The 21,543-nt window shown below is 59.8% G+C and carries 16 protein-coding genes; 10 read left to right on the top strand and 6 right to left on the bottom strand.

Annotated elements, in window-relative coordinates; translation table 11 throughout:
- Window positions 1–2: 2 nt before the first annotated feature.
- Window positions 3–674 (bottom strand): GNAT family N-acetyltransferase, encoded by a 672-nt coding sequence (locus LCH65_RS13940; RefSeq protein ID WP_003345438.1) that lies wholly within the window; start codon window positions 672–674, stop codon window positions 3–5.
- A 190-nt stretch (window positions 675–864) separates the two neighbouring features.
- Here LCH65_RS13940 and xthA point away from each other — a divergent pair, with 190 nt between their 5' ends.
- Complete coding sequence (gene xthA, locus LCH65_RS13935) at window positions 865–1,677, top strand: exodeoxyribonuclease III (RefSeq protein WP_003369429.1); 813 nt, start codon at window positions 865–867, stop codon at window positions 1,675–1,677.
- Between the two features lie 154 nt (window positions 1,678–1,831).
- A complete protein-coding gene (locus LCH65_RS13930; protein WP_226439553.1) occupies window positions 1,832–3,175 on the top strand; it encodes a phosphate ABC transporter substrate-binding/OmpA family protein in 1,344 nt (447 codons plus the stop codon).
- Window positions 3,176–3,186: 11 nt separating this feature from the next.
- On the opposite strand, the gene LCH65_RS13925 is transcribed toward LCH65_RS13930, so the two are convergent.
- Complete coding sequence (locus tag LCH65_RS13925; protein ID WP_058396970.1) at window positions 3,187–4,416, bottom strand: acyl-CoA dehydrogenase; 1,230 nt, start codon at window positions 4,414–4,416, stop codon at window positions 3,187–3,189.
- Between the two features lie 184 nt (window positions 4,417–4,600).
- Here LCH65_RS13925 and LCH65_RS13920 point away from each other — a divergent pair, with 184 nt between their 5' ends.
- From LCH65_RS13920 to LCH65_RS13910, 3 genes are all read left to right on the top strand, one after another.
- Complete coding sequence (locus LCH65_RS13920) at window positions 4,601–5,530, top strand: LysR family transcriptional regulator (protein ID WP_099266675.1); 930 nt, start codon at window positions 4,601–4,603, stop codon at window positions 5,528–5,530.
- A 164-nt stretch (window positions 5,531–5,694) separates the two neighbouring features.
- Complete coding sequence (locus LCH65_RS13915) at window positions 5,695–6,087, top strand: MerR family DNA-binding transcriptional regulator (protein ID WP_042930746.1); 393 nt, start codon at window positions 5,695–5,697, stop codon at window positions 6,085–6,087.
- Window positions 6,088–6,116: 29 nt separating this feature from the next.
- Window positions 6,117–7,016, top strand: a complete 900-nt coding sequence (locus LCH65_RS13910) for a hydroxymethylglutaryl-CoA lyase (RefSeq protein WP_003369418.1) — start codon at window positions 6,117–6,119, stop codon at window positions 7,014–7,016.
- 285 nt (window positions 7,017–7,301) lie between these two features.
- On the opposite strand, the gene LCH65_RS13905 is transcribed toward LCH65_RS13910, so the two are convergent.
- A complete protein-coding gene (locus LCH65_RS13905; RefSeq protein WP_003434120.1) occupies window positions 7,302–7,559 on the bottom strand; it encodes a hypothetical protein in 258 nt (85 codons plus the stop codon).
- Between the two features lie 216 nt (window positions 7,560–7,775).
- Between LCH65_RS13905 and LCH65_RS13900 the strand changes: the two genes are divergently transcribed.
- Genes LCH65_RS13900 through LCH65_RS13885 form a run of 4 tightly spaced genes read left to right on the top strand, consistent with a single transcriptional unit; the run spans window position 7,776 to window position 13,396 of the window.
- Window positions 7,776–8,939, top strand: coding sequence for an isovaleryl-CoA dehydrogenase (locus LCH65_RS13900; RefSeq protein ID WP_003434122.1), 1,164 nt, complete (start codon window positions 7,776–7,778; stop codon window positions 8,937–8,939).
- Between the two features lie 13 nt (window positions 8,940–8,952).
- Entirely contained in the window at window positions 8,953–10,560 is a 1,608-nt protein-coding gene (locus LCH65_RS13895; protein WP_003434124.1) for a carboxyl transferase domain-containing protein, read from the top strand.
- 14 nt (window positions 10,561–10,574) lie between these two features.
- A complete protein-coding gene (locus LCH65_RS13890) occupies window positions 10,575–11,450 on the top strand; it encodes a gamma-carboxygeranoyl-CoA hydratase (RefSeq protein WP_003369405.1) in 876 nt (291 codons plus the stop codon).
- Window positions 11,447–13,396, top strand: a complete 1,950-nt coding sequence (locus LCH65_RS13885; protein WP_226439552.1) for an acetyl/propionyl/methylcrotonyl-CoA carboxylase subunit alpha — start codon at window positions 11,447–11,449, stop codon at window positions 13,394–13,396. Before LCH65_RS13890 ends, LCH65_RS13885 begins: the two co-directional genes overlap by 4 nt.
- A gap of 82 nt (window positions 13,397–13,478) precedes the next feature.
- On the opposite strand, the gene nfuA is transcribed toward LCH65_RS13885, so the two are convergent.
- The 3 genes from nfuA to LCH65_RS13870 all read right to left on the bottom strand — a co-directional run bounded on the left by nfuA (window position 13,479) and on the right by LCH65_RS13870 (window position 17,658).
- The gene (gene nfuA / locus LCH65_RS13880; RefSeq protein ID WP_002553665.1) at window positions 13,479–14,072 is read right to left on the bottom strand and encodes a Fe-S biogenesis protein NfuA; all 594 of its coding nucleotides are present in this window, start codon (window positions 14,070–14,072) and stop codon (window positions 13,479–13,481) included.
- A 70-nt stretch (window positions 14,073–14,142) separates the two neighbouring features.
- Window positions 14,143–15,165 (bottom strand): acyltransferase, encoded by a 1,023-nt coding sequence (locus LCH65_RS13875; protein ID WP_003369396.1) that lies wholly within the window; start codon window positions 15,163–15,165, stop codon window positions 14,143–14,145.
- A gap of 180 nt (window positions 15,166–15,345) precedes the next feature.
- Window positions 15,346–17,658 (bottom strand): fatty acid cis/trans isomerase, encoded by a 2,313-nt coding sequence (locus LCH65_RS13870; RefSeq protein ID WP_065349905.1) that lies wholly within the window; start codon window positions 17,656–17,658, stop codon window positions 15,346–15,348.
- 157 nt (window positions 17,659–17,815) lie between these two features.
- Between LCH65_RS13870 and metH the strand changes: the two genes are divergently transcribed.
- Window positions 17,816–21,535, top strand: coding sequence for a methionine synthase (gene metH / locus LCH65_RS13865; protein WP_058396974.1), 3,720 nt, complete (start codon window positions 17,816–17,818; stop codon window positions 21,533–21,535).
- Window positions 21,536–21,543 lie beyond the last annotated feature (8 nt).

Genomic DNA, 21,543 nt, shown 5'->3' with positions numbered 1-21,543 from the left:
ATTCAGGCCATTACGTCAGGGACCGGCAGTGAAACCTGAGGGTTCGGATGAAAAAACACATGCTCTCGGACAGGGCCTACAGCAATTTCACCGATCTCTTCGTAGCCCTGTCGCTTATAGAATTCCAGATAACGCGGATTGCCGGTATCGACCACGATGCCCTGAGAATGCTCATCCACTGCGCACCAGTCATGCAACGCTGCCAGCAGTTGCTCGCTCAGGTCCTGGCCGAGCTTCTGCCCCTGGAACTCCGGATCAAGGCCTATCAACGGCAGCACATGCACGGTTTCCGAAGGCACACAGGCGAGCACAGCGTTGTAATAGGCCAGATAGCGTTGAGTGCAGCCCAGACCGGTGTCCATCACCATGCGCAGACGCCAAGCCCAGCTTTCGGTGACACCCAGACGACGCTGCGGCGGTGCGATCAGCGCTACGCCGACCAAACGGTCCTGCAGGAACAAGCCCAGCGCAGGCTGGTTTTGTAGAAAGTGTTGTTTGACCAGCTGGCGAATGGTCGCCAACACACGTTGCTCATATCCCTCACGCTCGGCGTTGAACAGATAGGCAAATGTCGGATCGTGCCGGTAGGCCCTGAACAGCAAGGAGCGGGTTTCACGGGAATAACCACTGTCGAGTTGGCGAATTTCACCCGTGATGGCAGCAGGTAGGGACATAAAGGGCCTCGTGTTAACGGAACTGCGTCTGGCGCAGCGGTTTTGGCAAGCAGGCTTTCGAGTGATGGCCATTGATAACAGTTCCAACGAATTATCCAGCCCCCCTGGCCTGCGCTTCCGACACGGCACTGGTCCTGAAACCACAGGTCGGCTAGCATCGCTGTTTGTTTTTGCTCAGGACCGCTGCTTTATGAAAATCGTCTCGTTCAACATCAATGGTCTGCGCGCTCGACCGCATCAGCTGGCGGCGCTGATCGACAAACATCAACCTGACGTGATCGGTCTTCAGGAAACCAAGGTTTCGGACGAGCAATTCCCCCAGGCGGAAGTCGAAGCGCTGGGCTATCACGTTCACTTCCACGGCCAGAAAGGCCATTACGGTGTCGCTCTGCTGTCTCGCAACGCACCACTGGCCCTGCACAAGGGTTTCGAAGGCGACGACGAGGAATCCCAGAAGCGTTTCATCTGGGGGACTTACGCCGACAGCAACGGCCAGCCGGTAACCATCATGAATGGCTACTTTCCACAGGGCGAGAGCCGCGACCACCCGACCAAATTCCCCGCCAAACAGCGCTTTTACGAGAACCTGCAAACACTGCTCGAGGGCCACTTCAGTAACGATCAGCCGCTGATCGTCATGGGCGACGTGAATATCTCTCCGCAGGACTGCGATATCGGCATTGGCGCCGACAACGCCAAACGCTGGCTGAAAACCGGCAAGTGCAGCTTTCTACCTGAAGAGCGGGAATGGATGGAGCGCCTGAAAAACTGGGGGTTGGTGGACAGCTTTCGGCACCTGTATCCGGAAGTCGTCGACCGCTTCAGCTGGTTCGACTATCGCAGCCGTGGCTTTGAAGACGAGCCCAAACGCGGCCTGCGCATCGATCTGATCATGACCTCTACCGGTCTGCAGCCACGCATCAAGGAAGCGGGTGTGGATTACGATTTGCGCGGAATGGAAAAACCGTCCGATCACGCGCCCATCTGGCTGGAACTCAGCTGACTGATCCCCTCCCGGGCTCCTCCTGCGCGATCCTTCCTTATAAGGGGTGGGTCGCGCTGAAAGCTGAAACACGCACAGACCCTGAAATTGTCATATTCCGGCAATCTCTCTGACTTATTCTCCCGGCACCCTCCCGTGATTCATGGTGACGCCGATGCTGCGCGCTTTGCTTACGGCGCTCATTCTGTCGAGCGCCACCCTGCCCGCTTTCGCGCAAGCCGCACTGCCGCTGCCTGCTGGCGATATACCGGCGTTGCGCATTCAAGGCTCCAACACCATCAATGCCCAACTCGGACCTGCGCTGGTCGAAGGATTGATGCGCCAGCAAGGTCTGCAATCGGTACAGACCCTTCCCGGCAACACCCTCAATGAACAGCGCGTCATCGGAACCACGGCCGCCGGTCAACCCGTCAGTGTCGAAGTCGCCGCCCATGGCTCAGGCACCGGTTTCACTGCGCTGAAAGCCGGCAGTGCGGATGTCGCGGCCTCCTCTCGACCGATCAAGGATCAGGAGGCCAAAGATCTGGCCAGCCTCGGTGACCTGAAAAGCGCAGCCAGCGAGCAAACCATTGCCATCGACGGCGTTGCAGTGATCCTGCATCCCGCCAATCCGCTGAGACAACTGGATACCCTTCAACTGGCGCGCATTTTCAGTGGCGAAGTCAGAAACTGGAGTGAAATCGGTGGCAATCCAGGCGCCATCCATCTCTATGTTCGCGATGAAAAGTCCGGCACCTACGAGACGTTCAAGGACCTTGTACTGAGCAAATACGGTAAGACCCTGCTCGGCAGCGCCGCGCGATTCGAATCCAGCGAACAGCTCTCCAACGAAGTCAGCAAGGACATCAATGGCATCGGCTTCATCGGCCTGCCTTCCATCCGCCGCGCCAAGGCGGTGGCCATAGCCGACGGCGATTCCAGGCCCATGCTGCCGACCGTCAGCCTGATTGCCACCGAAGACTATCCGTTGTCGCGACGACTGTACTTTTATGTGCCCACCTCGGCCCATCAGCGCTGGGCGCAGGCGCTGGTCCGTTTCGCGCAGAGCGCCGAAGGCCAGGCCATCGTCGCGCAGAGCGGTTTTGTCGCGCAGACCGTGCAGGTGCTCAAGGTGCAGCCTACCGCGCAGATGCCCGCCGATTACCAAGCGCTGGCACGCAAGGCCGAACGCCTGTCCGTCAACTTCCGCTTTGCCCAAGGCAGCGCACGCCTGGACAACAAGGCGCAGCAGGACCTCAAGCGGGTCGCGGATTACCTGAAATCCAGCGACAAACTGGACCGGCATGTGACGCTGGTCGGCTTCGGCGACGCCAAGAGCGACCCGGAGCGTGCCGCCCTGCTTTCCAGGCTGCGTGCCATGGCCGTGCGCCGGGAACTGCTGAAAAGTGGCGTGACGTTCCGCGATATAGTTGGCCTGGGTGACGAGATGCCGGTGGCCACCAATGATATCGACGACGGCCGGATCAAGAACCGTCGCGTCGAAGTCTGGGTGCAGTAATTGGCTGACAGCTAGAGTCGGCTGCGCGCCAGATCTGCCGGCATATATTTGCCCAGTTCATACTTGCCGACGGCAGCGCGATGCACTTCATCCGGGCCGTCAGCCAGACGCAGGGTACGCTGCATGGCGTACATGTAGGCCAGCGGGAAATCATTGGAAACCCCGGCGCCACCGTGCATCTGAATCGCTCGGTCTATGACCTTCAGCGCCACGTTGGGGGCAACCACCTTGATCTGCGCGATTTCGCTTCTGGCAACCTTGTTGCCGACGGTGTCCATCATGTACGCCGCTTTCAGGGTCAGCAGGCGTGCCATGTCAATCTCCATGCGCGAGTCGGCGATCAGGTCGATATTGCCGCCCAGCCTGGCCAACGGTTTGCCGAACGCAACGCGGTCAATGGAACGCCTGCACATCAGCTCCAGCGCCCGCTCCGCCATGCCGATCGAGCGCATGCAGTGGTGAATGCGCCCTGGTCCTAGCCTTCCCTGAGCGATTTCAAACCCTCGCCCTTCACCAAGCAGCACGTTTTCGAACGGGACCTTGACGTTTTCGAACAGCACTTCGGCATGGCCATGGGGCGCATCGTCATAGCCGAACACCGGCAGTGGCCTCACGATCTTTACGCCGGGCGTATCGACCGGCACCAGAATCATCGAATGCTGCTGATGGCGCGGCCCCTCAGGAGTGCTCAGGCCCATGAATATCAGGATTTTGCAGCGCGGGTCGCAGGCACCGGAGGTCCACCACTTGCGTCCGTTGATGACCCATTGGTCACCGTCACGCTCAGCGCGCGCGGCCATATTGGTGGCGTCCGATGAGGCCACGTCGGGCTCGGTCATGGCAAAGGCAGAGCGAATTTCACCGCGCAGCAGCGGTTCGAGCCAGCGGGTTTTCTGGTCCTCACTGGCATAGCGGACCAGTACCTCCATGTTGCCGGTGTCGGGCGCCGAGCAATTGAAGGGCTCGGGACCGAGCAGTGAGCGACCCATGATTTCCGCCAGCGGCGCGTACTCCAGATTACTCAGGCCGGCGCCAAACCCGGAGTCTGGCAGGAACAGATTCCATAAGCCTTCCGACTTGGCACGGGCCTTGAGCTCTTCCATGATTGCCGTGGGCTGCCAGCGATCCCCTTCGGCCACTTGCCGCTCGAAAACCGGCTCGGCCGGATAGACGTATGCATCCATGAACGCCGTGACGCGCTCACGCAGGGCCTGCACCTTCGGGGAATACGCAAAATCCATGGGGTCGCCACCGTGTCGATCGGGTTGTCGAAGTCATGAACGCGATGCTAGAGAACCGCTGCACATTTATCTAATCTATTCTCAGCGTGTATAAACATTCATAACCGATATATGATCCATCACCATTGCGGCATTACGCCCCTCTAAACAGTCAATCACAATAACGGCACGAGGCGCCCCATCAATGAACCTGAACAAGGTCGATCTCAACCTCTTCATTGTCTTCGACGCCATTTATACCGAAGCCAATCTGACCCGCGCCGGACAGATTGTCGGCATCACCCAGCCTGCGGTCTCCAACGCACTGGCGCGGTTGCGCGAGACCTTCAATGACCCGCTGTTCGTGCGCACGGCACAAGGCATGGTGCCGACACCGATGGCGCAGAACATCATTGGCCCGGTGCGCAATGCGCTTTCGTTGCTCAGGGTATCGGTGCAGGAAAGCCGCATCTTCAACCCGTTACAGGCCAACAAGAACTACCGCATCAGCATGACCGACCTGACCGAAGCGGTGATCCTGCCCGCGCTGTTCCAGCGCCTGCGACGCCTGGCACCTGCGGTGACCATCGAAAGCTTTCTGTCCAAGCGCCGGGAAACCACCAAGGAGCTGGCTGCCGGGCGCCTCGACTTCGCCGTGGACGCGCCGCTCAACACTGACCCGCAAGTGCGGCATGTGAAGCTGATGGAGGACCGTTATGTGTGTGGCATGCGCAAGGGCCATCCATTGGCGAACAAGGCCATTCTGACCCTCGACGATTACCTGAGCCAGGCGCATATCCATATTTCCAGCCGCCGCAGCGGGCTGGGTCATGTGGATCTGGCGCTCGGCAAGATGGGCATCCAGCGCAGGATCGCTTTGCGCTCGCAGCATTACATGATGGCAACTCAGGTGCTGCAGCAGACCGACATGGTCATGACCGTACCCGAGCGCTTCGCCCGTCGTAACGACTTGCACTATGTCTACTTGCCAGTCGCCGATGTTCCCTCGGTCGAAACCCACCTGTACTGGCATGAAAGCACCGATCAGGACCCGGCCAATCGCTGGATGCGAGAACAGATCATCGAGCTTTCGCAGCGGGTCGTGGCGCGGGAGCAGAGCCTCGAAAACACATGAAATAGAAAATACAAGCCAATGATTTATAAGCATTTAAATCGATTATTTAATGTGATTTCTAAGTGCCGGAGTGTGACCTCTCGACCTTTGGCACCGCCACACAGCTTGACGTATACGTAAAGCAACCCTTAGCTTTGCGGCTGTATACCTTTCCGAGCCACGCCATGAGCAGTCAGACCTACAGTATTTCCGAGCTCGCCCGCGAGCTGGACATCACCACCCGCGCCATACGCTTTTACGAAGAGCAAGGCATGCTCAGCCCTGAACGCAAGGGCCTGGAGCGTATCTATACGGCGCGTGACAAGGTCACCCTGAAACTGATCCTGCGTGGCAAACGCATCGGTTTTTCCCTGGCCGAGTGCAAGGAACTGATCTCGTTATACGACCCTGCCGGCGGTAACCAGAAGCAGTTGCAGACCATGCTGGACAAGATCGCCGAACGCCGTGATCAGCTGGAACAGCAGTTGCTGGACATCCACCAGATGCAGCTGGAGCTGGACACCGCCGAAGAGCGCTGCCGAGCCGCACTCGATAAAACCGCTGCCGCCCCACTCTGACCATTCGCACTGACTACAAAGGCGCTGCCATGTCCCTTCCGCAAAAGGTGAATCTCGTTGAAGTCGGCCCGCGTGACGGCCTGCAGAATGAAGCACAACCCATCAGTGTCGACGACAAGGTGCGCCTGGTGGATGACCTGACGGCAGCCGGGCTGGGCCATATCGAGGTCGGCAGTTTTGTCTCGGCCAAATGGGTCCCGCAGATGGCGGGCTCTGCACAGGTGTTCGAACGCATCCAGCGTCGTGAGGGCGTCATCTACTCGGCGCTGGCGCCAAATCTGCGTGGCTTTGAAGATGCCTTGGCGGCCGGCGTCAGGGAGGTCGCGGTGTTCGCGGCGGCGACCGAAGGGTTCTCGCAACGCAACCTCAACTGCTCGATCAGCGAAAGCCTGGAGCGCTTCGCGCCTGTCATGGAAGCAGCACGCATGCATGGTGTGCAGGTTCGAGGGTATGTGTCATGCGTGCTGGGCTGCCCTTACGAGGGCAGTGTTTCGCCCGAACAGGTCGCGACGGTCGCCAACGAACTGCACGCGATGGGCTGCTATGAAATTTCCTTGGGCGACACCATCGGAACCGGCACGCCGGGCGCTACACGGGCATTGTTCAACGCCGTGGCTGCGCAGATACCGCGCGGCAAGCTGGCTGGCCACTTCCATGACACCTATGGCCAGGCATTGGTGAATATCTACGCAAGCCTGGAGGAAGGCATCCAGGTGTTCGACAGCTCCGTGGCCGGCCTCGGTGGCTGCCCTTACGCCAAGGGCGCCAGCGGCAATGTGGCCACTGAAGACGTGCTGTATATGTTGCAGGGGCTGGGTATCGAAACCGGCGTCGATCTGGACCAGGTCATCGCGGCGGGCCAGCGCATCTGCGACGTGCTGCACCGTAGCAATGGCTCTCGTGTAGCAAAGGCCAGATTGTCTGCGTAACGCTGTCGTCGTCTGTCGGTAACAGGGTGCGACAACTTGCCACAGAGTGTTACTCTGCCCCGCGTCGAGTCGAGACAAACGGGTAACACGGAAACACTCGGCCGCAGAATCAAACGGTCCGATGCCGGAAAAACAAGGTCATCCCCCGGTATTACAGGGGTTTTGAAAAACTGGCACGGGTCCTGCTATATCCTTCGTACAACAAAAATAAAAACACGCAGTAACCCAATAAAAACAACACGTACCGGCTCTGACATAACAAGAACAACACGGACAGAGACGTAGCTAACAGATTTTTTTGAAGTGGATAGCTTTTCTGAACCGCTTGCCTCGCAAGTCGTTCGCAGCCAGACAGAGAACAATAAAACTGCCCCAAGGCAGCTGCCGAACTGGTTGGATCACTACGATGAAAGTGTCATCAGCGCTCAAAAAAATACGTTTGCTCTTGGTCCCGCATGCGGATCGCTCAAAAAAGATGTGAAGGGCCAGGTCGCCAAAAACAACAACAGGCCTCCCGAAAAACAAAAAAGAGCATAGCAACATACCTTGAAGGGGAGCCCAGGCTCCCCTTCGTGCTTTCCGGCGTTCCGCCCTCTTCTCTCATGATTGAACACTACAGTCCGATCACGCTTTGTTCACATCGGCATCGGCGTTGACAGCACAATCCTACAGGTTTACGTTAACGTAAAGGTCATAGCTGGCACACGCCACAACCGACCCACGAACAAAGCGTCATTCAAGAACAAAAAGGAACGCCCCATGAGTTACCCCAGCCTGAATTTCGCCCTGGGCGAAACCATCGACATGCTGCGTGATCAGCTGCAGTCTTTCGTCGCCGCAGAGCTTGCCCCGCGCGCCGCGCAGATCGACAAGGACAACCTGTTCCCCGCCGACATGTGGCGCAAGTTCGGTGAAATGGGCGTACTGGGGATTACTGTCAGTGAAGAATATGGTGGCGCGGGCCTGGGTTATCTGGCGCACGTCGTGGCGATGGAAGAAATAAGCCGTGGCTCGGCATCCGTGGCGCTGTCCTATGGCGCCCATTCCAACCTGTGCGTTAACCAGATCAATCGCAATGGCAGCCCAGCGCAAAAGGCCCGTTACCTGCCCAAGCTGATCAGCGGCGAACACGTTGGCGCACTGGCCATGAGCGAACCCAATGCCGGCTCGGACGTGGTGTCGATGAAACTGCGCGCCGACAAGCGCGGTGATCGCTATGTGCTCAACGGCAGCAAGACCTGGATCACCAACGGGCCGGATGCCAACACCTACGTGATCTACGCCAAGACCGACCTGGAAAAGGCAGCCCATGGCATCAGTGCGTTTATCGTCGAACGCGACTGGAAAGGCTTCTCGCGCGGCAGCAAGTTCGACAAGCTGGGCATGCGCGGCTCCAACACCTGCGAACTGTTTTTCGATGATGTCGAGGTGCCCGAAGAGAACCTGCTGGGCGTGCTTGATGGTGGCGTCAGGGTGCTGATGAGCGGCCTCGATTATGAGCGCGTCGTGCTCTCCGGCGGTCCCACCGGGATCATGCAGGCGTGCATGGACGTGGTGGTGCCCTACATTCACGACCGCAAGCAGTTCGGCCAGAGTATCGGCGAGTTTCAGCTGATTCAGGGCAAGGTCGCAGACATGTACACCCAGCTCAATGCCAGCCGGGCCTACCTGTACGCGGTGGCCCAGGCCTGCGACCGCGGCGAGACCACTCGCAAGGACGCTGCCGGGGTGATCCTGTACAGCGCCGAGCGCGCCACGCAGATGGCGCTGGAAGCCATCCAGATTCTGGGCGGCAATGGCTACATCAACGAGTTCCCGGCGGGCCGACTGTTGCGCGACGCCAAACTCTACGAGATCGGCGCAGGCACCAGTGAAATCCGGCGCATGCTCATCGGTCGCGAACTGTTCAACGAAACCCGTTGATTGCGGAGCCACCATGACCATCCTGCAGACCCGAATCAACACCCGCTCGCCGGAATTCATCCTCAATCGCGACGCCCTGCTCAAGCAGGTCGAAGCACTGCGCTCGCTGTTGAGCAACGTCCAGCAAGGGGGCGGCCGTAAAGCCCAGGAGCGTCACACTTCACGCGGCAAGTTGCTGCCGCGCGAGCGTATCAACCGCTTGCTGGACATCGGCTCGCCGTTTCTGGAAATCGGCCAACTGGCTGCGCATGAGGTGTACGGCGAAGAGGTGCCGGCCGCTGGCGTGATCGCCGGAATCGGCCGGGTCGAGGGCGTCGAATGTATGATCATCGCCAACGATGCCACGGTCAAAGGCGGCTCCTATTACCCGCTGACCGTCAAAAAGCATTTGCGCGCGCAAACGATCGCCCAGCAGAACCGCCTGCCATGCATCTATCTGGTGGACTCAGGCGGCGCCAACCTGCCACGTCAGGATGAGGTGTTTCCGGATCGCGAACATTTCGGACGGATATTCTTCAATCAAGCCAACATGAGTGCACAAGGAATTGCCCAGATCGCGGTGGTCATGGGCTCCTGCACCGCCGGTGGCGCATACGTACCGGCTATGGCCGACGAGGCGATCATGGTCCGCCAGCAGGCCACGATCTTCCTGGCCGGCCCGCCACTGGTCAAGGCAGCGACCGGCGAAGTGGTGAGCGCCGAAGAGCTGGGTGGTGCCGATGTGCACTGCCGCACGTCCGGTGTGGCCGACCACTACGCGGACAACGACGATCACGCACTTGCATTGGCGCGACGCAGCATCGCCAATCTGAACTGGCGCAAGCAGGGTCAACTGAACACGGTCGCGCCCATTGCACCGCTGTACCCCGGCAATGACCTGTACGGCATCATCCCCGTCGACACAAAACAGCCCTTCGATGTACGGGAAGTCATCGCACGCTTGGTGGACGGCTCGGTACTCGACGAATTCAAGGCCCTGTTCGGCACCACGCTGGTGTGTGGCTTCGCGCGTCTGCACGGCTACCCGATCGCGATTCTCGCCAACAATGGCATCCTGTTCGCAGAAGCAGCCCAGAAAGGCGCGCACTTCATCGAGCTCGCTTGCCAGAGAGGCATCCCCCTGCTGTTCCTGCAGAACATCACCGGCTTCATGGTCGGCCAGAAGTATGAAGCCGGCGGCATCGCCAAGCATGGCGCCAAGCTGGTGACCGCCGTGGCCTGCGCCAGGGTGCCGAAATTCACAGTGATCATTGGCGGCAGTTTCGGCGCAGGAAACTACGGCATGTGTGGCCGCGCTTACGACCCGCGCTTTCTATGGATGTGGCCCAACGCGCGGATCGGCGTGATGGGCGGCGAACAGGCTGCCGGCGTGCTGGTGCAGGTCAAGTGCGAACAGGCCGAACGGGCTGGCCAGGCGTTCAGCGCCGAACAGCAGGCCGAACTGAAGCAGCCGATTCTCGATCAGTACGAACATCAGGGTCATCCTTACCATTCCAGCGCCCGTCTGTGGGACGACGGGGTCATCGACCCGGCACAAACCCGCGACATTCTCGCGCTTGCCCTTTCCGCCTCGCTCAACGCGCCCATCGAACCTACCACTTTCGGCCTGTTCCGAATGTGAGCCGGGAAATGACCATGACTTCGACCTCCTTCGCAACCATAGAGCTGATCAACGACCCACGTGGCTTCGCCACGCTGTGGCTGAATCGACCAGACAAGAACAACGCCTTCAACGCGCAGATGATCCGCGAGCTGATTATCGCGCTGGAGCAGGTGCAAGGCGATGCCAGCCTGCGTTTCCTGCTGTTGCGCGGCCGTGGCCGGCATTTCAGTGCCGGTGCCGACCTGGCGTGGATGCAGCAGGCAGCAGACCTGGACTACAACACCAACCTGGATGACGCCCGCGAACTGGCAGAGCTGATGTACGGCCTCGCCAAGCTGAAAATCCCGACGCTCGCCGTGGTACAGGGCGCAGCATTCGGCGGTGCGCTGGGCCTGATCGGTTGCTGTGACATGGCCATTGCAGCGGTGGATGCGCAGTTCTGCCTGTCCGAAGTGCGCATCGGCCTGGCGCCAGCGGTCATCAGTCCTTTCGTGGTACAGGCCATCGGCGAACGCGCCACGCGACGCTACACCCTCACGGCCGAGCGCTTCGACGGCCAGCGGGCGCAGCAGATCGGCCTGGTCGCCGAGTGCTACCCGGCTGCAGAGCTGCAAGACCAAACGCAGCAATGGGTCGACAATCTGTTGCTCAACAGCCCGCAGGCCATGCGCGTCAGCAAGGAGCTGCTGCGCGAAGTCGGCAACGGTGAGCTGACCCCCGCGCTGCGTCGCTACTGTGAAAGCGCCATCGCGCGCATCCGTACCAGTGCCGAAGGACAGGAAGGTCTGCGCGCCTTCCTGCAAAAACGTACGCCCGGCTGGCAGCCAGTCAACCATCAGCCACCTGGCGATCCCGTTGCCGTAGCCTCGGCAGCCCGGCACGATCCACACAAGGACTCGCAGTCATGAGCACGCCCGAGCTGACCACGCTGCTGATTGCCAACCGCGGCGAGATTGCCTGCCGCATCATGCGCACGGCGAAAAACATGGGCCTCACCACGGTCGCCGTGCACAGCGCCATTGACCGTAACGCACGGCATAGCCGCGAGTCCGATATCTGCGTGGACCTTGGCGGCAGCAAGGCCGCAGAGAGTTATCTGGCGATAGACAAGCTTGTCGAAGCCGCCAGGGCGAGTGGCGCGCACGCGATCCATCCCGGCTACGGTTTTCTGTCTGAAAATGCCGATTTTGCGCGCGCCATCGAAAACGCCGGGCTGATTTTCCTCGGTCCACCCGCCTCGGCCATCGATGCCATGGGCAGCAAATCCGCCGCCAAGGCATTGATGGAACAGGCAGGCGTGCCTCTGGTGCCTGGCTACCACGGTGAAGCACAGGACATCGAAACATTCCGCGCTGCGGCCGAGCGCATCGGCTATCCGGTGCTGTTGAAAGCCACCGCAGGTGGCGGCGGCAAAGGCATGAAAGTGGTCGAGCACATTGGCGAACTGGCCGAAGCGCTGGCTTCCGCGCAACGCGAGGCGCTGTCCTCGTTCGGTGACGCGAGAATGCTGGTGGAGAAATACGTGCTCACCCCGCGCCACGTCGAGATACAGGTATTTGCCGACCGGCATGGCCACTGCCTGTACCTCAATGAGCGCGATTGCTCCATTCAACGCCGACACCAGAAGGTCGTCGAGGAAGCACCAGCGCCCGGCCTGACAGCTACATTGCGCAAAGCCATGGGCGAAGCCGCAGTGAAAGCCGCGCAAGCCATCGGCTACGTGGGTGCAGGTACAGTCGAGTTCCTTCTGGACGCACGCGGCGAGTTTTTCTTCATGGAAATGAATACCCGCCTGCAGGTGGAACACCCGGTCACCGAGTACATCACGGGGCTGGACCTGGTGGAATGGCAGATCCGCGTCGCCAGAGGCGAATCGCTGCCCATCACCCAGGAGCAGGTGCCCCTGACCGGCCACGCCATCGAAGTCCGTCTATACGCCGAAGACCCGGCCAACGACTTTCTCCCGGCAACCGGCACCCTGGAGCTCTACAGAGAGCCTGCCCCCGGCCCCGGCAGGCGGGTGGACAGCGGCGTTGCCGAGGGCGACAACATTTCGCCCTTCTACGACCCGATGCTCGGCAAGCTGATTGCCTGGGGTGAAGACCGCGAGCAAGCCCGTCTGCGCCTGCTGGCCATGCTCGATGAGTTTGCCGTGGGCGGAGTTCGGACCAACCTGGCGTTTCTGCGCAGAATCATCGCGCATCCAGCGTTCGCCGCCGCGCAGCTTGATACCGGCTTTATTCCCCGCTATCAGACGCAACTGCTGCCGCAAATCGATGAGCCGGACGAGACATTCTGGCAGGCCGCCGCCGAGGCCTTCAGCCAGAGCGAACCGGCACGCATCGATCGAGCCGATCCGTATTCGCCCTGGGCAGTCGGCAGCGGCTTTCGCGCCGGCCTGCCCGCGCAGACGGATCTGCGACTGAGCTGCAACGGTCAGACCCGCAACACCAGCCTGCACAACAGCAGTCCGTCGTTATTCACTCTGAGTGGCGAGCATCTGCAGGTCGAGCACAACGGTATGCGCCAACGACACCTGGCGATACGGCGCGGCAATACGCTGTACCTCGAATGGCAAGACGAGCTGCACAGCGTCATCCGGCTGGACGCCATCGCTCAGGCAGACGTCGGTGACGGTCAGCATGCAGGCCTGACGGCACCGATGAATGGCAGCATCGTGCGGGTATTGGTTGAAGTGGGTCAGGCTGTCGAATCTGGTGCGCAACTGGTGGTGCTGGAAGCCATGAAGATGGAACACAGCATCCGCGCCGCCAGCGCCGGGGTGATTACCGCGCTTTACTGTCATGAGGGCGAGATGGTCAACGAAGGCGCGATACTGGTGGAGCTGGACTGACGCTCGTCAACCGCCGCACATGAAAACGCCCTGAACAGTCAGGGCGTTTTCGTGCAGCAACTTCCTTGCCAAAAAGAGCCGCTTAGTAGTAGGCGTTTTCTTTCTGCGTATGGTCGGTAACATCGCGAACGCCCGACAGCTCGGGAATACGCTCAAGCAGTGTGCGCTCGATACCTTCCTTCAGCGTGACATCGGCCTGACCACAGCCCTGGCAACCGCCACCGAACTGCAGCACGGCGATATTCTTCGCCTCTTCCTCGACCACGTCGATCAGCGTGACCTGACCGCCATGGCTGGCGAGGCCCGGATTGATCTCGGTTTGCAGGTAGTAATTGATACGCTCGTTGATCGGGCTGTCGGCATTGACCATCGGCACTTTGGCGTTCGGCGCCTTGATGGTCAGCTGGCCGCCCATCCGGTCGGTGGCGTAGTCGACCACTGCATCGTCCAGAAAGGCCTCGCTGAAGCCGTCGATCCAGGCCGTGAAGCTCTTCAGGCCGATGGCCTTGTCTTCCGGTTTTTCTTCACCCGGCTTGCAGTAGGCAATGCAGGTTTCGGCGTACTGAGTGCCGGGCTGGGTGATAAATACGCGGATGCCAATGCCCGGGGTATTCTGCTTTTCCAGCAGATCGGCCAGATAATCGTGGGCGGCATCGGTAATAGTGATAGCGGTCATGAAAATTCCTCGCAGACGTGCGTGCAGTTTACGCCAATCGGCCGCTTCACACAAAGTCCTAGTATTTTTGTCAGGTTAATGCCTGCGCCTGACCGAGCGCCCGGCGTCCATCCAGCCAGGCTTTCATCCGGCGGTAGAGGCCCTTCTCGATCCACTCATAACTGACCCAGGCACCGATGGCGATGATCGGCACGCAGAACGCGAAAACCACATAGGGGCTGAGGCCAAAGCGCTGCGCCATCAGCAAGCCGCCGTACAGCACCAGAACGTGCAGCAGGTACACCGAATACGAGCAGTCACCCAGCACCTTGAGCAGGCGATTGCCCTGGAAATACGGTTCCAGCGAGATGCACGACAGCACGATCAAGGCACTCGGCAGGCCCCAATTGAGCAGGCGCTGCTCGTTGGTCAGGTTATTGATCGCATACAGCCCGACCGCAATGCCTGCCATCGGCAGCCACAGCGCCGGTTTGATCCAGCCACGGCGATAGAGGATGCCGATGCCGATACCCAGCAGGAATTCGTAAATGATGTCGTTGCCGTAGAAGCGGCTGATCAGCCCGGCGCGAGCCAGAACCTCACTGACCGCAAACAGCGCTGCGGCAATGATCAGCGGCCGGTGACGCTGTTGGAAGAGGAACACCATCGAGAACAGCAGGTAGAAAAACATCTCATAGTTGAGCGTCCAGCCAACGTTGAGCGTCGGGTAGAGACCGTAACCACCGGGGTTTTCGGAAGGAATGAAGACCAGTGACAAGAGGAAGTTCTGCCACCCGATGACCTGATGCGGGAGCATCGGCGCTGCAATCAGCAGCAGCAACGCCATGGCGGCGGTGTACAGCCAATAGGCCGGAACGATGCGAATCAGACGATGCAGAATAAAGCGCCGTGCTGGCATGTCGCTGTTCTGCGTCGACAAGAAGATGACCAGACCACTGATGACGAAGAAGATATCGACGCCGACCGCACCCTTTGACACAAAGAACTGCCCTACCGGACCACTGGCCTTGAAATCGAAAAAAATCTGCATGAAGTGATGACACACCACGACCCACGCTGCGAACGCCCGTAGGGCCTGAACTGAAATCAACATCACTAAAAACCTCTACTTCCTGACTTTCAATCATGAGCCGCTGAATAAACCGGCCTATGACGCGCACCATTTCGGACCACCTTTTTGAAAAAAAGGTCGCGCAAGATACATTTCGTTCAGGAAGTAAAGATGGCCGCAGGCCATGTTGCACAAGGGCCTGCGGCGTGAAGCCACGGTTTTTCAGAGGTTCTCGTAGCGATTCATGTCCAGCACGCCCGCTTCGCGTGGTTCAGTTTCCTGAACGTAGCGATTCAGATCGTGGAAGTAACTCCAGAACAGTGGATGAGTACGACGGATGCCCCAACGCTGGACGATTTGTTCGAAACTCGCCTGATCCTTGCTCTGCTGCATGGCATCGACAAAGGCCGGCACCTGTGCGACCGGAATATTGAAGATGAAATTCGGATAACTGCTGAGCACGCCCGGGTAGACAGTCAGTGTGTCCAGGCCCGGAATATAGCGGTACGACTCGCCCAGCAGAAACGCGACATTACTGTGCGCGCGGTTGCGCAACATACTGTAGATCACGCGCTTGCCATTGCCGCCCTCGATGCGCAGCATGCTCGCTTCCGGCAACTGATCGATGACCTTCAGACCCGCAGCAGGACGCGACGTCAATCGGCTCAGCGCCTGTTCTGCCTGGGCAAAGCTGCTGTCGAGGCCAGGCCGCGAGCAATACGCCCCGATGCAGCGGTTGATCGGGTCAGGTGCGGCATTCAAAGTGCCGAAGCGCTCGATCAGCCTGGACGCAAAGTCACGCTTTGCGGCCTTTTCATCGAGCTTGATGCCAGTCGGCGTATCGTCGTCGATCTTCTGGTAATCCAGCCACATCTTGATTTTGCCGCCCTCCTGATAAAGATCACTGAGCATGTCTTCACGCAGGTCGGCAGGCATCAGGCGCAGGAAATTGATCTCGGCACCGTTGCGGATCAAATCGAAATACAGCCGCGTCTGGGCTTGATGTGAAACATTGCCATAGACATCGAAGTTCACCGCCAACTGATAATAGGTGCGCTCCAGCAGCGGGTAGTCGAACAGCCACATGGAGTGCGGCACGTCGCCAATCAGCCCTTTATTGACCGACGCACTGTCGAAATGGCGGAAAACGGTCAGCAAGGCATTGTCATTGCCTGCCCACAGCGTGCTCCAGCCCGGCGCTGGCATTTTCGCGTAACTGTCGCGGCGCAGGTTTTCATACTCATTGCGCCGGTCGCGGTAGGACAGCCACAGGCTCAGCACGCTGCCCACGTCATCGTTCTGCCCCGGCATGGCCAGCAATGGCGTGGCCTCCCCGCGATACGTCGCATCGGTGATGTAGCGATCGTGCGACGGGTCCTGGAACAGCACCCAGAACTGATCGCGAATCACGTCTGTGGCGATCTGCCCGCGACAGACCGGCCCGCGAATGAACGTGCGAACGAAATACTCGGCGTTGTCGAGCATGAACTGATAACGCGCCACCGCAGGGATGGCTTCGAAGGTCAGAAACGGATTGGCACGATGGCCAGGGCCGTAACCCGGCAATGCGCTGACTTTCCAGTCGGCCCCATAGAACAACTGCCTGACCCGCGCCAGTTTCTGCGGGCTCATGGCGTAGGTAATGTGGGTCTTGTGAACGATCACACCTTGCACGGGGATCAACCGGTAATAGAAGTCGCTGCCCGGATCGTCGTCGGGACGACGGGTAGCGATCAGGTCCACAGGTTTGCCGCTCGGAGTTCGCGAGCGCACCCACTGGAAGAAGTGCCCCGCCTCACCGCCTTCGAAATAGATGTGCGCCAGGAACAGATGCTCGAACAGCCAGCGACCGACCAGCGCCTGATTCGCGCCAGGTTCGTTGAGCTGCGCCTCCCAGGCATTGATCTGCGCGGCCTCGGTGACACTCGGGGTAATGGTCTGCTGCTCGACCGGCGCACCGGCGGCCAGCCAGCGCTGCAGGGTCTGGTATTCGGCATCGGTCAGTCCGGCGACCGCCAGCGGCATGCCCTGTTGCGCGTGGGCAGCCGCATAGGCATTGAATTCGCCGGGCAGCGGGCAGACGTTTTCCCGATTGATCCCCAGGGCGATGTCATCCGGAATCCTGCTGTTGGCTGGCAAAGGTGCGCTGCGGCCCAGATCAAGCATGCGCGTCATCAATGCCGCCTGACTGCCCTGGGCTTCCAGTACTGAATAGAAGCCCTTGCCGCGCCACGCGTCGGTATCACGTGCATCATAAAAGAGACGCGTCGGCGCAACCGCCTCGCTGCGTTCGCCCTGATAGACAGGGACTTTGCTGGCGCCACGGCTCACACCTTCGCCACTGCCCAGATTCAACTGGCAGGGAGCGTCATTGCAGGCGTGGCAGGCCACGCACTTCTCGGTGAGGATCGGCTGGATGTCCTTCACATAGGAAATCGCCGGGGATGCCGGTATGACGGGGGGTGCAGGAGTCTGAGCCTTGGCAGCACAGCAGATAAAAAGCAAGGCGACGCTTGCCAACAAACGGTGCGGCATATCCCGTGGGCTCTGATATTAAAATGGCATAATTCTACAAGGGCATCACTCGCTCCAACATGAATGATTTTCATGCAAAAGGCGCAACAACACCAAAACCGTTCCGGTTTGCTATCATCCCGTTCTTTAAAGAATCGACCTTCTCAAGGTAGCCCCCATGTCTGACCGCAGCGCCCGCCATCAAGCCTTTCTCACTGCTCTGAAACAGCGGATCCTGATCCTCGATGGCGGCATGGGCACCATGATCCAGAGCTACAGGCTCGAAGAACAGGATTACCGCGGCAAGCGTTTCGCCGACTGGCCCAGCGATGTCAAAGGCAACAACGACCTGTTGATCCTGACCCGCCCTGACGTGATCGGCGCCATTGAGAAGGCTTATCTGGATGCCGGTGCCGACATCCTCGAAACCAACACATTCAACGCCACCCAGGTGTCTCAGGCCGATTACGGCATGGAATCGATCGTCTACGAGCTGAACGTCGAAGGCGCACGCCTGGCGCGCAAGGTCGCAGACGCCAAGACACTGGAAACCCCGGACAAGCCGCGTTTCGTGGCGGGCGTGCTGGGCCCTACCAGCCGCACCTGTTCGCTGTCGCCGGACGTCAACAACCCCGGCTATCGCAATGTGACCTTCGACGAACTGGTCGAGAACTACACCGAAGCGACCAAGGGGCTGATCGAGGGCGGTGCCGACCTGATCCTGATCGAGACCATTTTCGACACACTCAACGCCAAGGCGGCGATCTTTGCCGTACAGGGTGTATTCGAAGAAGTGGGCTTTGAACTGCCAATCATGATCTCCGGAACCATCACCGATGCCTCGGGGCGCACCCTGTCCGGCCAGACCACCGAAGCGTTCTGGAACTCGATCAGTCATGCCAAACCGATCTCGGTCGGCCTGAACTGCGCACTGGGTGCGAGCGAACTGCGCCCCTACCTGCAAGAGCTGGCCAATAAAGCCAACACCCATGTGTCCGCGCACCCCAACGCCGGCTTGCCGAATGCATTTGGCGAATACGACGAACTGCCGAGCCAGACGGCGAAGATCATCGAAGAGTTCGCCCAGAGCGGCTTCCTGAACATCGTCGGCGGCTGCTGCGGTACCACCCCGGCGCACATCAAGGCGATTGCCGAGGCGGTTTCGGGTTACTCGCCGCGGGAAATTCCGGACATCCCCAAGGCCTGCCGCCTGTCGGGCCTCGAACCGTTCACCATCGATCGCCAGTCGCTGTTCGTCAACGTCGGCGAGCGTACCAACATCACCGGCTCTGCCCGCTTCGCCCGCCTGATCCGTGAAGACAACTACACCGAAGCCCTGGAAGTCGCCCTGCAGCAGGTCGAAGCCGGCGCCCAGGTGATCGATATCAACATGGACGAAGGGATGCTCGACTCGAAGAAGGCCATGGTGACCTTCCTCAACCTCATCGCAGGTGAGCCGGACATCTCCCGCGTACCGATCATGATCGACTCCTCGAAGTGGGAAGTGATCGAGGCCGGCCTCAAGTGCATCCAGGGCAAGGGCATCGTCAACTCCATCAGCATGAAGGAAGGCGTCGAGCAGTTCATTCATCACGCGCGGCTGTGCAAGCGATACGGCGCGGCCGTGGTGGTCATGGCCTTCGACGAACAGGGTCAGGCCGATACCGAGGCGCGCAAGAAGGAAATCTGCAAACGCTCCTACGACATTCTGGTCAACGAAGTGGGTTTCCCGCCGGAAGACATCATCTTCGACCCGAACATCTTCGCCATCGCCACCGGTATCGAAGAACACAACAACTACGCCGTGGACTTCATCAACGCCTGCGCCTACATCCGTGACGAGTTGCCGTATGCGCTGACCTCGGGTGGCGTGTCCAACGTATCGTTCTCGTTCCGTGGCAACAATCCGGTGCGTGAAGCGATCCACTCGGTGTTCCTGCTGCATGCAATCCGCAATGGCCTGAGCATGGGCATCGTCAACGCCGGGCAGCTGGAAATCTACGACCAGATTCCCGCTGAACTGCGTGACTGCGTCGAAGACGTAGTGCTCAACCGCAATCCCGAGGGCACGGATGCGTTGCTGGCAATTGCCGACAAGTTCAAGGGTGATGGCAGCGCCAAGGAGGCCGAAACCGAGGAATGGCGCAGCTGGCCGGTCAATCAGCGTCTGGAACACGCGCTGGTCAAGGGCATCACCACGCACATCGTCCAGGACACCGAAGAGTCGCGCCTGGCATTCACCCGCCCTATCGAAGTGATCGAGGGCCCGCTGATGGCGGGCATGAACGTGGTCGGTGACCTGTTTGGCGCAGGCAAGATGTTCCTGCCTCAGGTGGTCAAGTCAGCGCGCGTGATGAAGCAGGCAGTGGCGCACCTGATTCCGTTCATCGAGCTGGAAAAGGGCGACAAGCCCGAAGCCAAGGGCAAAATCCTGATGGCCACCGTCAAGGGCGACGTACATGACATCGGCAAGAACATCGTCGGCGTAGTACTGGGCTGTAACGGCTACGACATTGTCGACCTGGGCGTGATGGTGCCTGCAGAGAAAATCCTGCAAGTGGCCCGCGACGAGAAATGCGACATTATCGGCCTGTCCGGCCTGATCACGCCGTCACTGGACGAAATGGTCCATGTCGCCAGAGAGATGCAGCGCCAGGACTTCCACCTGCCATTGATGATCGGCGGCGCGACCACGTCCAAGGCGCACACGGCGGTGAAGATCGAGCCTAAATACAGCAATGACGCAGTAATCTACGTCACCGATGCTTCCCGAGCGGTCGGCGTCGCGACCCAGTTGCTGTCGAAAGAGCTGAAGCCGGCCTTTATTGAAAAGACCCGACTCGAATACGTCGAAGTGCGTGAGCGCACCTCGGCACGCAGCGCGCGCACCGAACGCCTGAGCTACGGTGCTGCGGTGGCCAAAAAGCCGCAGTTCGACTGGGAAAACTACACCCCTGCCCAACCGACGTTCACCGGCACCCGGGTGCTGCAGGATATCGATCTGAACGTGCTGGCCGAGTACATCGACTGGACGCCGTTCTTCATTTCCTGGGATCTGGCTGGCAAGTTCCCGCGCATCCTCACCGACGAAGTGGTCGGTGAAGCGGCCACTGCGCTGTATGCTGACGCCACGCAGATGCTGCGCAAGCTGATCGACGAGAATCTGATCAGCGCCCGCGCGGTATTCGGCTTCTGGCCAGCCAATCAGGTCAATGACGATGATCTGGAAGTCTATGGCGACGACGGCAAGCCGCTGGCCAGGCTGCATCACCTGCGCCAGCAGACCATCAAGCCCGACGGCAAGCCGAACTTCTCGCTGGCCGACTTCGTTGCACCAAAGGACAGCGGCCTGACCGACTACATCGGCGGGTTCATCGCCACTGCCGGCATCGGCGCCGAGGAAGTCGCCAAGGCTTATCAGGACAAGGGCGACGATTACAACTCGATCATGGTCAAGGCGCTTGCCGATCGTCTCGCCGAAGCCTGCGCCGAGTGGCTGCACCAGCAGGTGCGTAAGGAATACTGGGGTTATGCGCAGGACGAAGCGCTGGACAACGAAGCGCTGATCAAGGAGCAATACATGGGCATCCGCCCGGCGCCGGGCTACCCGGCCTGCCCCGATCACACGGAAAAGGGCACCCTGTTCGCCCTGCTCGATCCACTGCCGGAAGGCAGCGCCGAACATACCGCAGGCAAGAGCGGCGTGTTCCTGACCGAGCACTATGCGATGTTCCCGGCTGCAGCGGTCAGCGGCTGGTATTTCGCCCACCCCCAGGCGCAGTATTTTGCAGTGGGCAAGGTCGACAAGGATCAGGTCGAAAGCTACACCGCCCGCAAGGGTCAGGACCTGAGTGTCACCGAACGCTGGCTGGCACCCAACTTGGGCTACGACGAGTAACGCCTGAC

This window comes from Pseudomonas sp. MWU16-30316 (assembly GCF_020515645.1).
GTDB lineage: Bacteria > Pseudomonadota > Gammaproteobacteria > Pseudomonadales > Pseudomonadaceae > Aquipseudomonas > Aquipseudomonas cerasi.
This window is presented reverse-complemented; position numbering and strand designations above follow the sequence as displayed.